Origin of the sequence: Streptomyces sp. NPDC047981 (genome assembly GCF_040653315.1) — a bacterium.
Classification (GTDB): domain Bacteria; phylum Actinomycetota; class Actinomycetes; order Streptomycetales; family Streptomycetaceae; genus Streptomyces.
Map to the genome: position 1 here is coordinate 1 of NZ_JBEZNQ010000082.1, position 14,731 is coordinate 14,731.

A 14,731-nucleotide genomic window follows, 5' to 3' on the forward strand; every position below is an offset into this window, starting at 1 on the left:
GGGGGCTGGATGTTCGCCCTCCGGGCGACATCCAGCCCGTCCGGCGCTTGAGGACACGGCCGCAGGCCGTACGGGGGCCTGGGGGCTCGCCCCCAGTTCGGGAAGGGGCGGGGTGGGGAAGAGGCCCCGCGCAGCGGCCCCCACCCGCGCCCCACACCCGCACCCGCATCACCACCACGAAGGCAGACCACGTGAACTGGGACGACGACACCGCACCGCCCACCGACGACCGCATCGTCGCCGCGGCCGCCGAGGGCGACGACCAGGCCGTCGAGGCGGCGCTGCGCCCCAAGGACCTCGACGAGTTCGTCGGCCAGGAGAAGGTCCGCCAGCAGCTCGACCTCGTCCTCAAGGCCGCCCGCCAGCGCGGCGCCACCGCCGACCACGTCCTGCTCTCCGGCGCCCCCGGCCTCGGCAAGACCACGCTCTCGATGATCATCGCGGCCGAGATGAACGCCCCGATCCGGATCACCTCCGGCCCCGCCATCCAGCACGCCGGAGACCTGGCCGCGATCCTCTCCTCCCTCCAGGAGGGCGAGATCCTCTTCCTCGACGAGATCCACCGGATGTCCCGGCCCGCCGAGGAGATGCTCTACATGGCGATGGAGGACTTCCGCGTCGACGTGATCGTCGGCAAGGGCCCCGGCGCCACCGCCATCCCCCTGGAGCTGCCGCCCTTCACCCTGGTCGGCGCCACCACCCGGGCCGGACTCCTGCCGCCCCCGCTCCGGGACCGCTTCGGCTTCACCGGGCACATGGAGTTCTACGACCCCTCCGAGCTCGAGCGCGTCATCCACCGCTCGGCCGGCCTCCTCGACGTCGAGATCGACACCGCCGGAGCCGCCGAGATCGCCGGCCGCTCCCGGGGCACCCCCCGTATCGCCAACCGCCTCCTGCGCCGCGTCCGCGACTACGCCCAGGTCAGGGCCGACGGCGTGATCACCCAGGAGGTCGCCGCCGCCGCCCTCGGTGTCTACGAGGTGGACAGCCGCGGCCTCGACCGGCTCGACCGGGCCGTCCTGGAGGCCCTCCTCAAGCTCTTCGGCGGCGGACCCGTCGGTCTGTCCACCCTCGCCGTCGCCGTGGGGGAGGAGCGGGAGACCGTCGAGGAGGTCGCCGAGCCCTTCCTCGTACGCGAAGGACTCCTGGCCCGTACGCCCCGTGGTCGGGTCGCCACTCCCGCGGCATGGACGCATCTCGGACTCGTTCCGCCGCAGGCAGCGGCCCCGGGCGCGCCAGGAAGCGGACAACAGGGGCTCTTCGGGGCGTGACGGCACGGTGACGGCGCGGAGACTCGTCGCACGGGGAACCAGGGTGCGATGCTGGACGTTGTTCCAACGATGCGGACTCGCCTAGACTCCGCCGATGCCGACCATTCTGGCCGGCACGCCCACCCCCGAAGATCAGGCCGCGGGATCTCCGCGTCCGTGCGAAGGAAACCCGTCCCGTGAGCATCGTGACCCTCCTCCCCTTCATCGTCCTCATCGGGGCCATGTTCCTGATGACCCGCTCTGCCAAGAAGAAGCAGCAGGCGGCCGCGCAGATGCGCGACGAGATGCAGCCCGGCACCGGCGTACGCACGATCGGGGGGATGTACGCCACCGTCAAGGAGATCGCCGACGAGACCGTCCTCCTCGAGGTCGCTCCCGGCGTCCACGCCGTCTACGCGAAGAACGCGATCGGCGCGGTCCTCGCCGACGACGAGTACAACCGGATCGTCCACGGCGACGAGCCGGAGTCGGAGACGGTCGTCCCGGACGACGCGTCCTCGCTGACCGAGTCGGCCGAGGCGGGGGAGCCGGCCGAGGACGCCAAGCCCGACCTGACCAAGAAGGTCGAGGCCGTCGAGGCCGACGCCGAGGTCAAGAAGGACGGCAAGACGGACGGCGAGACCGAGGCGAAGTAGTCGCGACCGAGGACCGCGGAGCGCCCACCCGGCGTCCGCGGTCCTCGGCACGGTTGCTGGTCTGCGGGGGCAGGTCCCCACACACACTTCGTGGCCGCACCGCGCACACCCGGCGCGGGACGGTTGGACAGGGAGAAACGACAAGGTGGCAGCACCGAAGAAGGGCCGAAGGCCGGCGGGGGGCCCGGGGGGCCAGAGCAGGCCGGGGCGTGCCCTGGCTCTGATCATCATCGCCATGGTCGCGCTCACGGGCGGCATGTTCTGGTCCGGTCACACCACACCGAGGCTGGGCATCGACCTCGCCGGTGGTACGTCGATCACGCTGAAGGCGAAGGCCGAGCCCGGCCAGGAAGACGCCGTCAACGAGACCAACATGAAGACGGCGGTCGACATCATCGAGCGCCGTGTCAACGGTCTGGGTGTGTCCGAGGCCGAGGTCCAGACGCAGGGCCGCGAGAACATCATCGTCAACATCCCCCGGGGTGTGAACGAGAAGCAGGCCCGTGAGCAGGTCGGCACCACCGCTCAGCTCTACTTCCGGCCCGTGGTGACCTACGCGCCGTCCGCCGGCGAGCAGCCGGCGCCGAGCGCCAGCTCCTCCACGTCGCCCAAGCCCTCGGCTTCCGGCTCGACCGCGGACAAGGGCAAGGACGGGGCGTCGGCCACGCCGTCGGCGAGCTCCTCCACCCAGGGCCGCGCGGTCTCCGAGGCCCTGAAGGCCCCGAGCCCGACCGCCACCCCGAGCGGTTCCGCCACGCCCAAGGCCTCCGAGACGCCGAAGCCCTCCGGCACCCCGAGCGCCGACCCCGCGACCTCCGCCCTCGAGCAGAAGTTCGCCACCCTGAACTGCCTCGACCCGAAGCAGCGGGCCTCCGCCTCCCAGGGCGCCAAGCCGGCCGACTCCATCGTCGCCTGCGGCAAGAACTCGATCGGCCAGTGGGAGAAGTACCTGCTCGGCCCGGCCGAGGTGGACGGCAAGGACGTCGACGACGCGCAGGGCACCTTCGACCAGCAGCGCGGCATGTGGATCGTGAACATGGAGTTCACGGACGCGGGTGCCAAGAAGTTCTCGCAGATCACCAGCAAGCTCTCGCAGCAGCAGGAGCCGCAGAACCAGTTCGCGATCGTCCTGGACGGCGAGGTCGTCTCGGCCCCGTCCGTGCGGACGACCCTGAGCGCCAACGCGGAGATCTCCGGCAGCTTCAACCAGCAGTCCGCCCAGGACCTCGGCAACATCCTGTCCTACGGTGCCCTGCCCCTCGCCTTCGAGACCCAGAGCGTCGACACCGTCACCGCCGCCCTCGGCGGTGAGCAGCTGGAGGCCGGTCTGATCGCCGGTGCCATCGGCCTCGGTCTCGTCGTCCTGTACCTGGTGATCTACTACCGCGGTCTGTCGCTGATCGCCCTGCTCAGCCTCGGCGTCTCCGCCCTGCTGACGTACGTGATCATGGCCCTGCTCGGCCCGGCCATCGGCTTCGCGCTGAACCTGCCGGCCGTCTGTGGCGCCATCGTCGCCATCGGTATCACCGCGGACTCGTTCATCGTCTACTTCGAACGCATCCGCGACGAGGTCCGCGAGGGCCGCACGCTGCGCCCGGCCGTCGAGCGCGCCTGGCCGCGTGCCCGGCGCACGATCCTGGTCTCCGACTTCGTGTCGTTCCTCGCCGCCGCGGTGCTCTTCGTCGTCACCGTCGGCAAGGTCCAGGGCTTCGCGTTCACCCTCGGTCTGACGACCCTGCTCGACGTGGTCGTGGTGTTCCTCTTCACCAAGCCGCTGATGACGCTGCTGGCCCGTACGAAGTTCTACGGCAACGGTCACGCCTGGTCCGGGCTGGACCCGAAGCGCCTCGGCGCCAAGCCGCCGCTGCGCCGCTCCCGCCGTGTCAACGCCCCCGTCGACCACCCGAAGGAGGCGTGAGATGGCGAAGAAGCGCGACAGTCTCGGCGCCCGGCTCAACCGCGGTGAAATCGCCTACGACTTCATCGGCAACCGCAAGCTCTGGTACGGCCTCTCCATCCTGATCACCATCACGGCGATCGTGGCGCTTGCCGTCCGCGGCCTGAACATGGGCATCGAGTTCCAGGGCGGTGCCGTCTTCACCACCCCGAAGTCCGAGGTCTCGGTCTCCCAGGCCCAGGAGTACGCGGAAGAGGCCTCCGGTCACGACGCGGTGGTCCAGAAGCTCGGCAGCGGCGCGCTGCGCATCCAGGTCGGCGGCCTCGACACCGCCAAGTCCGACCAGGTCCGCTCCGAGCTCGCCAAGGACCTCGGCGTCGAGGAGACCAAGATCGCGGCGGAGCTGGTCGGCCCCAGCTGGGGCGAGCAGATCGCCACCAAGGCGTGGACCGGTCTCGCCGTCTTCATGATCCTGGTGGTCATCTATCTGGCCATCGCCTTCGAATGGAGAATGGCGGTCGCGGCGCTCATCGCCCTGATCCACGACCTGACCATCACCGTCGGCATCTACACACTCGTCGGCTTCGAGGTCACCGTCGGTACCGTCATCGGTCTGCTGACGATCCTCGGCTATTCGCTGTACGACACCGTCGTCGTCTTCGACTCCCTCAAGGAGCAGACGAAGGACATCACCAAGCAGAGCCGGTACACCTACAGCGAGCTGGCCAACCGCTCGATCAACGGCACCCTGGTCCGCTCGATCAACACCACCGTCGTCGCACTGCTGCCGGTCGCCGGTCTGCTCTTCATCGGCGGTGGCGTCCTCGGCGCCGGCATGCTGAACGACATCTCGCTGTCGCTCTTCGTCGGTCTCGCCGCGGGTGCGTACTCCTCGATCTTCATCGCCACCCCGCTCGTCGCCGACCTCAAGGAGCGCGAGCCGGCGATCAAGGCGCACACCAAGCGTGTGCTCGCCAAGCGGGCCGCGGCGGCCGCCAAGGGCGAGAGCCTGGAGGACGGTGACGCCGACTCCGACGTGCACCGTGACGCCTTCGACGAGGACGAGGACCGCACCGCCGTCGTCGGCCCGCGCGGCCGCCGCGGCCGGGCGTCGGAGCAGCGCGGATGACGGCCGAGGCACAGGACACCACAGCCCTGCTCCTCAGCCGGATCCGGGACGTCCCCGACTACCCGAAGCCGGGTGTGCTGTTCAAGGACATCACGCCGCTGCTCGCGGATCCGCAGGCGTTCACGGCGCTCACCGACAGCCTCGCCGCGCTGTGCGCCACGCACGGCGCGACGAAGATCGTCGGCCTCGAGGCGCGCGGCTTCATCCTCGCGGCGCCGGTGGCCGTCCGGGCGGGCCTGGGCTTCGTCCCGGTCCGCAAGGCCGGCAAGCTCCCCGGCGCCACCCTGCGGCAGGCGTACGAGCTGGAATACGGCACCGCCGAGATCGAGGTGCACGCCGAGGACCTGGCCGCGGGTGACCGCGTCATGGTCATCGACGACGTCCTCGCCACCGGCGGCACCGCCGAGGCCTCCATCGAGCTCGTCCGGCGTGCCGGGGCCGAGGTCGCGGGCGTCGCCGTCCTCATGGAGCTCGGCTTCCTGCCCGGTCGGACCCGCCTGGAGCCCGCCCTGCGCGGCGCTCCGCTGGAGGCGCTGATCACGGTCTGACACGGCCGGTCCGTGTGAGGGGCGTCCCGGGGAATTCCCCGGGACGCCCCTTCCGTTCTCCCGGTATGTCCCGGAAGAGGACGCATGCGCGCGTGGCGCCCGTCTCACCGCTCGCACGCGTGAGCACGGCGGCCCGTGGCTCGATACCATGGCCTTTCCGGGCCTGACCGGGGGACCCGGTACCGCACGAGGAGCGCTCTTGCCAGACGAGGCCCAGCCACTCTCCGCCGCGCAGCCCGACCCGCAGGCCGAAAAGGCCGTTGCGGCGGGACCCGCGACGCCCCAGAACAAGGCCGCGGAGAGCCGGCCCGCGCCCGTGGCGCCCACACCGGCGGCCCCCGCACCGAAGCCCGCGCCCGCCCCCGCCACCCGCTCCGGCGGCTCGTCCAACCGCGTGCGCGCCCGCCTCGCCCGACTCGGCGTGCAGCGCTCCTCCCCGTACAACCCGGTCCTCGAACCGCTGCTCCGGATCGTCCGCTCCAACGACCCGAAGATCGAGACGGCGACCCTCCGCCAGGTCGAGCGGGCCTACCAGGTCGCCGAGCGCTGGCACCGCGGCCAGAAGCGCAAGAGCGGCGACCCGTACATCACCCACCCGCTCGCCGTCACGACCATCCTGGCCGAGCTGGGCATGGACCCGGCGACGCTGATGGCCGGTCTGCTGCACGACACCGTCGAGGACACCGAGTACGGCCTGGACACGCTGCGCCGGGACTTCGGTGACCAGGTCGCGCTGCTCGTCGACGGCGTCACCAAGCTCGACAAGGTCAAGTTCGGCGAGGCCGCGCAGGCCGAGACCGTCCGCAAGATGGTCGTCGCCATGGCCAAGGACCCGCGCGTCCTGGTCATCAAGCTCGCCGACCGCCTGCACAACATGCGCACCATGCGCTACCTCAAGCGCGAGAAGCAGGAGAAGAAGGCGCGCGAGACCCTCGAGATCTACGCGCCCCTCGCCCACCGCCTGGGCATGAACACCATCAAGTGGGAGCTGGAGGACCTCGCCTTCGCGATCCTCTACCCCAAGATGTACGACGAGATCGTCCGGCTCGTCGCCGAGCGCGCCCCCAAGCGCGACGAGTACCTCGCCATAGTGACCGACGAGGTGCAGACCGACCTGCGGGCCGCCCGCATCAAGGCGACCGTCACCGGCCGCCCGAAGCACTACTACAGCGTCTACCAGAAGATGATCGTCCGCGGCCGTGACTTCGCGGAGATCTACGACCTGGTCGGCATCCGCGTGCTCGTGGACACCGTCCGCGACTGCTACGCGGCCCTCGGCACCGTCCACGCGCGATGGAACCCGGTCCCCGGCCGGTTCAAGGACTACATCGCGATGCCGAAGTTCAACATGTACCAGTCGCTGCACACGACGGTCATCGGCCCCAACGGCAAGCCCGTCGAGCTGCAGATCCGTACGTTCGACATGCACCGCCGCGCCGAGTACGGCATCGCCGCGCACTGGAAGTACAAGCAGGAGGCCGTCGCCGGCGCCTCCAAGGTGCGGTCCGACGTTCCCAAGCACACCGGCAAGGACGACCACCTCAACGACATGGCGTGGCTGCGCCAGCTGCTCGACTGGCAGAAGGAGACCGAGGACCCCGGCGAGTTCCTGGAGTCCCTGCGCTTCGACCTGTCGCGCAACGAGGTCTTCGTCTTCACCCCCAAGGGCGATGTCATCGCGCTGCCCGCAGGGGCCACCCCCGTGGACTTCTCCTACGCCGTCCACACCGAGGTCGGCCACCGCACCATAGGGGCCCGGGTCAACGGCCGGCTCGTCCCGCTGGAGTCCACGCTCGACAACGGCGACCTGGTCGAGGTCTTCACCTCCAAGGCCGCGGGCGCCGGTCCCTCCCGCGACTGGCTGGGCTTCGTCAAGTCGCCGCGCGCCCGCAACAAGATCCGCGCCTGGTTCTCCAAGGAGCGCCGCGACGAGGCGATCGAGCAGGGCAAGGACGCCATCGCGCGCGCCATGCGCAAGCAGAACCTGCCGATCCAGCGGATCCTGACCGGCGACTCGCTCGTCACCCTCGCCCACGAGATGCGCTACAGCGACATCTCCTCGCTGTACGCGGCGATCGGCGAGGGCCATGTCACCGCCCAGTCCATCGTCCAGAAGCTGGTCCAGGCGCTCGGCGGCGAGGAGGCCGCCACCGAGGACATCGCCGAGACCGCCCCGCCCTCGCGCGGCCGCGCCAAGCGCCGTTCCAGCGCCGACCCGGGCGTGGTCGTCAAGGGCGTCGAGGACGTCTGGGTCAAGCTGGCCCGTTGCTGCACACCCGTGCCGGGCGACCCGATCATCGGCTTCGTCACCCGCGGGAGCGGCGTCTCCGTGCACCGCAGCGACTGCGTCAACGTCGACTCGCTCTCGCGCGAGCCGGAGCGGATCCTCGAGGTCGAGTGGGCGCCCACCCAGTCCTCGGTCTTCCTGGTCGCCATCCAGGTCGAGGCCCTGGACCGGTCCCGGCTGCTCTCCGACGTCACCCGGGTCCTGTCGGACCAGCACGTCAACATCCTGTCGGCGGCCGTCCAGACCTCCCGCGACCGGGTGGCCACCTCACGCTTCACCTTCGAGATGGGCGACCCCAAGCACCTCGGCCACGTCCTGAAGGCAGTCCGGGGCGTGGAGGGCGTCTACGACGTCTACCGCGTGACCTCGGCCCGTCGGCCCTGACGACGCGTACGAGAAGGGCCCTGGTACCTGTCACAGGTACCGGGGCCCTTCCCGTTCTCCGTACGCGGGATCAGCCGCCGAACTCCTGCAGGCCCTTCAGAGCCTGGTCGAGGAGCGCCTGGCGGCCCTCCAGCTCGCGCGCGAGCTTGTCGGCCTTGGCGTCGTTGCCCGCCGCGCGGGCCGCGTCGATCTGCTTCTGGAGCTTGTCGACGGCGTCCTGGAGCTGGCCCGTCAGACCCGCGGCACGCGCGCGTGCCTCCGGGTTCGTCCGGCGCCACTCCGACTCCTCGGCCTCCTGGATCGCCCGCTCCACCGCGTGCATCCGGCCCTCGACCTTCGGCCGGGCGTCGCGCGGCACGTGGCCGATGGCCTCCCAGCGCTCGTTGATGGAGCGGAAGGCCGCACGGGCCGCCTTCAGATCCGTCACGGGCATCAGCTTCTCGGCCTCGACCGCGAGCTCCTCCTTCAGCTTGAGGTTCTCGGTCTGCTCCGCGTCGCGCTCGGCGAAGACCTCACCACGCGCGGCGAAGAACACGTCCTGGGCGCCGCGGAAGCGGTTCCACAGGTCGTCCTCGTGCTCGCGCTGGGCGCGGCCCACGGCCTTCCACTCCGCCATCAGCTCGCGGTAGCGGGCGGCCGTGCCACCCCAGTCCGTGGAGTTCGACAGCGACTCGGCCTCGGCGACCAGCTTCTCCTTGGCCTTGCGGGCCTCCTCGCGCTGCGCGTCCAGCGAGGCGAAGTGCGCCTTGCGGCGCTTGGAGAACGCCGAGCGGGCGTGCGAGAAGCGGTGCCACAGCTCGTCGTCGGACTTCCGGTCGAGCCGGGGCAGGCCCTTCCAGGTGTCCACCAGAGCCCGCAGCCGCTCACCGGCCGCCCGCCACTGCTCGCTCTGCGCGAGCTCCTCCGCCTCCTTGACCAGCGCCTCCTTGGCGCCGCGCGCCTCGTCGGCCTGCTTGGCCTTCTCGACCTTGCGCTCCTCGCGGCGCGACTCCACCGTCTCGACCAGCTTGTCGAGACGCGTCGTCAGCGCGGCGAGGTCACCCACGGCGTGGTGCTCGTCCACCTGCTGCCGGATGTGCTCGATCGCGACGGTGGCGTCCTTCGCCGAGAGGTCGGTGGTCTTCACCCGCTTCTCGAGGAGGCCGATCTCGACAACCAAGCCCTCGTACTTGCGCTCGAAGTAGGCCAGTGCCTCCTCGGGAGTGCCGGCCTGCCACGATCCGACGACCTTCTCGCCCTCGGCAGTACGCACGTACACGGTGCCCGTCTCGTCGACGCGGCCCCACGGGTCGCTGCTCACAGCGCCTCCTCCACATGATGCCGACGAGGGGGCTCTCGCCCCCTGGGCATCGTCCACAGTTTCCCGGCGGGCCTCGCCCGCCCTCCACAACGCGGATACAGGACCGCGCTGCACAACGCCAATCTAGGCGAACGGCCGCCCGGCTGTCCGCTCTCCGCGCGACCGAAATTCAACGGTCGCGCGGTGGGTCACTTCTGGGTGACCGTGCCCGACTCGATCGTGACCGCCGACTTGGGCGCGCCGTCCTTGGCGCCGCCCTCGACCCCGGCCTTCGCGACCTCCTCGACGACCTTCAGGCCGGCCGCGTCGATCTTCCCGAACGGGGTGTAGCTCGGCGGCAGCTTGGTGTCCTTGTAGACCAGGAAGAACTGGCTGCCGCCGCTGCCCGGCTGACCGGTGTTGGCCATCGCGACCGTGCCCGCCGGGAACGTCACCGTGCCGTCCGCGCCGGCCTTGCCGAGCGCGTCCAGGTTCTCGTCCGGGATGTTGTAGCCGGGGCCGCCGGTGCCGTCGCCCTTGGGGTCACCGCACTGGAGCACGAAGATGCCCTCGGTGGTCAGCCGGTGGCACTTGGTGCCGTCGAAGTACTTCTTGTCCGCCAGGTGCTTGAAGGAGTTCACCGTCTGCGGGGTCTTCGCGGCGTCCATGGCGATCGCGACCGTGCCCCGGTTCGTCTTCAGGGACATCGTGTACGCGGCCTTCTCGTCGATGGCCATCGCCGGTGCGGGGGCCGTCGACTCGCTCGCCGAGGGCGTCGGAGCCGTCGTGTTGTCGCCCGCCGCCGTGTTGTCGGACTTCTTGTCGTCTCCGCCGGTCAGCGCCACGGAGGCGTACACCGCGCCACCCGCGGCCAGCACCACGGCGAGCGAGGCGGCGATCACGGTGTTGCGGCGCTTGGCCTTCTGCCGCGCCTGATCCCGCCGCTGCTGCTGGCGTACGTACTTCTCCCTGGCGAGTTGCCGCCGCCGCTGATCGCTGCTGACCACGGGGTCCGCTCCTTGTCGCTCGTCTGTTCCTGTCCTGGCCGGGTGTGCCCGTACCGTATACGGGTTGGCTGTGGAATACGCAGCGCCGGTAGGCTCTGATCTGCCACTTCCGCTCCGCCGCACCCCGTGCCGGACGACATTTAAGGACGATCGTGCTGATTGCCGGGTTCCCCGCCGGGGCCTGGGGGACCAACTGCTATCTGGTCGCCCCCGCCGCAGGCGAGGAGTGCGTGATCATCGACCCGGGCCACCAGGCGGCTCAGGGGGTCGAGGAGACGCTTCGGAAGCATCGGCTCAAGCCCGTCGCGGTGGTCCTCACCCATGGCCACATCGACCACGTCGCCTCCGTCGTCCCGGTCTGCGGCGCCCATGACGTACCCGCGTGGATCCACCCCGCCGACCGGTACATGATGAGCGACCCGGAGAAGGCCCTCGGCCGCTCCATCGGGATGCCCCTCATGGGCGAGCTGACCGTGGGCGAGCCGGACGACGTGCACGAGCTCACCGACGGCGCGAAGCTGGAGCTCGCCGGTCTCGAGTTCTCCGTCGCCCACGCGCCCGGTCATACCAAGGGGTCGGTGACCTTCCGGATGCCCGAGTCCACGGAGATCCCCTCCGTGTTCTTCTCGGGCGATCTGCTCTTCGCCGGCTCCATCGGACGCACCGACCTGCCCGGCGGTGACATGGACGAGATGCTCGAATCGCTGGCCCGCGTGTGCCTGCCGCTCGACAACTCGACCGTGGTGCTGTCGGGACACGGTCCCCAGACGACCATCGGCCAGGAGCGCGCCACCAACCCGTATCTGCGGGACGTGGCGGCCGGCCTCGGGAGCACGAAGGCTCCCCGACGAGGAATGTGACGAGAACGCAGTGAGCACCTTCAAGGCCCCCAAGGGCACGTACGACCTGATCCCGCCGAACTCCGCGAAGTACCTGGCGGTCCGTGACGCCATCTCCGGACCGCTGCGGATGTCCGGCTACGGCTACGTCGAGACGCCCGGCTTCGAGGACGTGAACCTCTTCGCCCGCGGTGTCGGCGAGTCCACCGACATCGTCTCCAAGGAGATGTACGCCTTCGAGACCAAGGGCGGCGACAAGCTCGCCCTGCGCCCCGAGGGCACCGCCTCCGTGCTGCGCGCGGCCCTGGAGGCCAACCTGCACAAGCAGGGCAACCTCCCCGTCAAGCTCTGGTACTCCGGCTCGTACTACCGCTACGAGCGCCCGCAGAAGGGCCGCTACCGCCACTTCTCGCAGGTCGGTGCCGAGGCGATCGGCGCCGAGGACCCGGCGCTCGACGCCGAGCTGATCATCCTGGCCGACCAGGCGTATCGCTCGCTGGGCCTGCGCAACTTCCGCATCCTGCTCAACTCGCTGGGCGACAAGGAGTGCCGTCCCGTCTACCGCGAGGCGCTGCAGACCTTCCTGCGCGGCCTCGACCTGGACGAGGACACCCTCCGCCGGGCCGAGATCAACCCGCTGCGCGTCCTCGACGACAAGCGCGAGGCCGTGCAGAAGCAGCTGGTCGGCGCCCCGCTGCTGCGGGACTACCTGTGCGACGCGTGCAAGGCGTACCACGAGGAGGTGCGCGCGCTGATCACCGCCGCGGGCGTGGCCTTCGAGGACGACGCCAAGCTGGTGCGCGGCCTGGACTACTACACGCGGACGACCTTCGAGTTCGTCCACGACGGTCTCGGCTCGCAGTCCGCCGTGGGCGGTGGCGGCCGCTACGACGGCCTCTCCGAGATGATCGGCGGACCGGCGCTCCCGTCGGTCGGCTGGGCGCTCGGGGTGGACCGCACGGTCCTGGCCCTGGAGGCGGAGGGCGTGGAGCTGGACATCCCGGCGGCCACCAGCGTCTTCGCGGTGGCGCTCGGCGAGGAGGCCCGGCGGGTCGTCTTCGGCAAGGTCACCGAGCTGCGCAAGGCCGGTGTCGCCGCGGACTTCTCCTTCGGCGGCAAGGGGCTGAAGGGTTCGATGAAGGACGCCAACCGCTCGGGCGCGCGCTTCGCGATCGTGGCCGGCGAGCGCGACCTGGCCGAGGGCGTCGTCCAGCTCAAGGACATGGAGGCCGGCGAGCAGGAGCCGGTGGCCCTGGACGAGCTGGTCGCCACCCTCCGGGCCAAGCTGGCCTGATCCCCGCGGGTACGGGCCCCGGCGCCACGCGCGCCGGGGCCCGTCCTTATGTCCACCGAACGGTGGACACGAGTCGGTGTGCGGCACAATGACCGTGCCCAGCAGGCCGGCGAGCGATGGAACGGATCTATGACGAACGCAAGCGTGGACGAGTCGACGACGCGCGACACGATCGGCGCGAGCCGCGCCTTCGCCTGGCTGCTCGTGATCACCGGAGCCGCGGGGCTGCTCGCCGCCTGGGTGATCACGATCGACAAGTTCAAGCTCCTCGAGGACCCGAACTTCACCCCAGGGTGCAGCCTCAACCCGGTCGTCTCCTGCGGCAACATCATGAAGAGCGAGCAGGCCGCGGTCTTCGGCTTCCCGAACCCCATGCTCGGCCTCGTGACCTACGCGATGGTCGTCGCGATCGGCGTCGCCCTCCTCGCGGGCGCCCGCTACCGCCGCTGGTACTGGCTCGGTCTGAACGCCGGCACGCTGTTCGGCGTCGGCTTCTGCACCTGGCTCATGCAGCAGTCGCTGTACGAGATCAACGCGCTCTGCCTGTGGTGCTGCCTCGCCTGGGTCGCCACCATCGTCATGTTCTGGTACGTGACCTCGCACAACGTCCGGGGCGGCGTCATCCCCGCCCCGCGCGGCCTGCGGACCTTCTTCGACGAGTTCACCTGGGTGCTGCCGGTGCTCCACATCGGGATCATCGGCATGCTGATCCTGACGCGCTGGTGGGACTTCTGGACCAGCTGACCGGACCGGGGCCCGGCCGGGCTGTCAGCGCTCTGACTTAGGCTTCATGACTGTGGAGCCCGACCTCTTTACCGCAGCCGCCGAAGAACGCCAGGAGAAGGACCCGTCCAGCAGCCCGCTGGCGGTCCGGATGCGCCCGCGCACCCTGGACGAGGTCCTCGGCCAGCAGCACCTGCTCAAGCCGGGATCGCCGCTGCGCCGACTCGTCGGCGACGGCAGCGGGGGACCGGCCGGCTCCTCGTCCGTGATCCTCTGGGGCCCGCCCGGCATCGGCAAGACCACCCTCGCGTACGTCGTCTCCAAGGCGACCAACAAGCGCTTCGTGGAGCTCTCCGCGATCACCGCGGGCGTCAAGGAGGTCCGGGCCGTCATCGAGGGCGCCCGGCGCGCGGCCGGCGGCTTCGGCAAGGAGACCGTCCTCTTCCTCGACGAGATCCACCGCTTCTCCAAGGCCCAGCAGGACTCGCTGCTCCCGGCCGTGGAGAACCGCTGGGTGACCCTGATCGCGGCGACGACGGAGAACCCGTACTTCTCGATCATCTCCCCACTGCTCTCCCGCTCCCTGCTGCTCACGCTCGAATCGCTCACCGACGACGATCTGCGCGACCTCCTCAAGCGGGCGCTGACCGAGGACCGGGGGCTCGGCGGCGCGGTCGCGCTTCCCGAGGACGCCGAGGCCCATCTGCTGCGCATCGCCGGTGGCGACGCACGCCGGGCGCTCACCGCCCTGGAGGCGGCGGCCGGCGCGGCCATCGCCAAGGGCGAGCCGGAGATCACCCTCGCCACGGTCGAGGAGACCGTCGACCGGGCGGCCGTGAAGTACGACCGGGACGGCGACCAGCACTACGACGTGGCCAGCGCGCTCATCAAGTCCATCCGAGGCTCGGACGTGGACGCGGCGCTGCACTATCTGGCCCGGATGATCGAGGCGGGGGAGGACCCCCGGTTCATCGCCCGCCGGCTGATGATCTCCGCGAGCGAGGACATCGGCCTGGCCGACCCCACCGCGCTGCCCACCGCCGTGGCGGCCGCCCAGGCCGTCGCCATGATCGGTTTCCCCGAGGCGGCGCTGACCCTGAGCCACGCCACGATCGCGCTGGCCCTCGCCCCCAAGTCGAACGCCGCGACGACCGCGATCTTCGCCGCCCAGACGGACGTGCGGAACGGTCTGGTCGGCCCGGTCCCGCCGCACCTGCGCGACGGCCACTACAAGGGCGCGGCCAAACTGGGCCACGGCCAGGGGTACGTCTATCCGCACGACGTCCCGGGCGGCATCGCCGCCCAGCAGCACGCCCCCGACGAGGTCCACGGAAAGCGCTACTACGAACCGACCCGCTACGGCGCGGAGGCGCGGTACGCGGACGTGGTCGAGAAGGTGCGGGAACGGCTGCGCGGCGACGGCTGACGGCTGACGCGC

General features: G+C 70.5%; 12 protein-coding genes. 10 read left to right on the forward strand and 2 right to left on the reverse strand.

The window, feature by feature from the left end; genetic code table 11:
* Window positions 1-191 precede the first annotated feature (191 nt).
* From ruvB to AB0E14_RS32850, 6 genes are all read left to right on the forward strand, one after another.
* Window positions 192-1,271 carry a Holliday junction branch migration DNA helicase RuvB gene (gene ruvB, locus AB0E14_RS32825; protein ID WP_362426645.1) on the forward strand — a complete coding sequence of 360 codons (1,080 nt, stop codon included), beginning with the start codon at window positions 192-194 and terminating at the stop codon, window positions 1,269-1,271.
* Window positions 1,272-1,447: 176 nt separating this feature from the next.
* Entirely contained in the window at window positions 1,448-1,906 is a 459-nt protein-coding gene (gene yajC, locus AB0E14_RS32830) for a preprotein translocase subunit YajC (protein WP_362426648.1), read from the forward strand.
* 145 nt (window positions 1,907-2,051) lie between these two features.
* Window positions 2,052-3,824, forward strand: coding sequence for a protein translocase subunit SecD (gene secD / locus AB0E14_RS32835; protein ID WP_362426652.1), 1,773 nt, complete (start codon window positions 2,052-2,054; stop codon window positions 3,822-3,824).
* A gap of 1 nt (window position 3,825) precedes the next feature.
* Window positions 3,826-4,932 carry a protein translocase subunit SecF gene (gene secF, locus AB0E14_RS32840; RefSeq protein ID WP_362426655.1) on the forward strand — a complete coding sequence of 369 codons (1,107 nt, stop codon included), beginning with the start codon at window positions 3,826-3,828 and terminating at the stop codon, window positions 4,930-4,932.
* On the forward strand, window positions 4,929-5,480 hold the full coding sequence (locus AB0E14_RS32845; RefSeq protein WP_362426658.1) for an adenine phosphoribosyltransferase: 552 nt from the start codon (window positions 4,929-4,931) through the stop codon (window positions 5,478-5,480). Before secF ends, AB0E14_RS32845 begins: the two co-directional genes overlap by 4 nt.
* Before the next feature lie 199 nt (window positions 5,481-5,679).
* A complete protein-coding gene (locus tag AB0E14_RS32850) occupies window positions 5,680-8,151 on the forward strand; it encodes a bifunctional (p)ppGpp synthetase/guanosine-3',5'-bis(diphosphate) 3'-pyrophosphohydrolase (RefSeq protein WP_362426661.1) in 2,472 nt (823 codons plus the stop codon).
* A 70-nt stretch (window positions 8,152-8,221) separates the two neighbouring features.
* Here AB0E14_RS32850 and AB0E14_RS32855 read toward each other — a convergent pair whose 3' ends face one another.
* Both AB0E14_RS32855 and AB0E14_RS32860 read right to left on the reverse strand, forming a co-directional pair.
* A complete protein-coding gene (locus tag AB0E14_RS32855) occupies window positions 8,222-9,451 on the reverse strand; it encodes a DUF349 domain-containing protein (RefSeq protein WP_362426664.1) in 1,230 nt (409 codons plus the stop codon).
* A gap of 188 nt (window positions 9,452-9,639) precedes the next feature.
* The gene (locus AB0E14_RS32860; protein ID WP_362426667.1) at window positions 9,640-10,437 is read right to left on the reverse strand and encodes a peptidylprolyl isomerase; all 798 of its coding nucleotides are present in this window, start codon (window positions 10,435-10,437) and stop codon (window positions 9,640-9,642) included.
* Between the two features lie 152 nt (window positions 10,438-10,589).
* Here AB0E14_RS32860 and AB0E14_RS32865 point away from each other — a divergent pair, with 152 nt between their 5' ends.
* From AB0E14_RS32865 to AB0E14_RS32880, 4 genes are all read left to right on the forward strand, one after another.
* Window positions 10,590-11,297: an MBL fold metallo-hydrolase gene (locus AB0E14_RS32865; RefSeq protein ID WP_362426670.1), complete on the forward strand. Its 708-nt coding sequence runs from the start codon at window positions 10,590-10,592 to the stop codon at window positions 11,295-11,297.
* Window positions 11,298-11,307: 10 nt separating this feature from the next.
* The gene (gene hisS / locus AB0E14_RS32870) at window positions 11,308-12,570 is read left to right on the forward strand and encodes a histidine--tRNA ligase (protein WP_362426673.1); all 1,263 of its coding nucleotides are present in this window, start codon (window positions 11,308-11,310) and stop codon (window positions 12,568-12,570) included.
* Window positions 12,571-12,699: 129 nt separating this feature from the next.
* The gene (locus tag AB0E14_RS32875) at window positions 12,700-13,314 is read left to right on the forward strand and encodes a vitamin K epoxide reductase family protein (protein ID WP_362426676.1); all 615 of its coding nucleotides are present in this window, start codon (window positions 12,700-12,702) and stop codon (window positions 13,312-13,314) included.
* Between the two features lie 52 nt (window positions 13,315-13,366).
* Window positions 13,367-14,719: a replication-associated recombination protein A gene (locus AB0E14_RS32880; RefSeq protein ID WP_362426724.1), complete on the forward strand. Its 1,353-nt coding sequence runs from the start codon at window positions 13,367-13,369 to the stop codon at window positions 14,717-14,719.
* Window positions 14,720-14,731 lie beyond the last annotated feature (12 nt).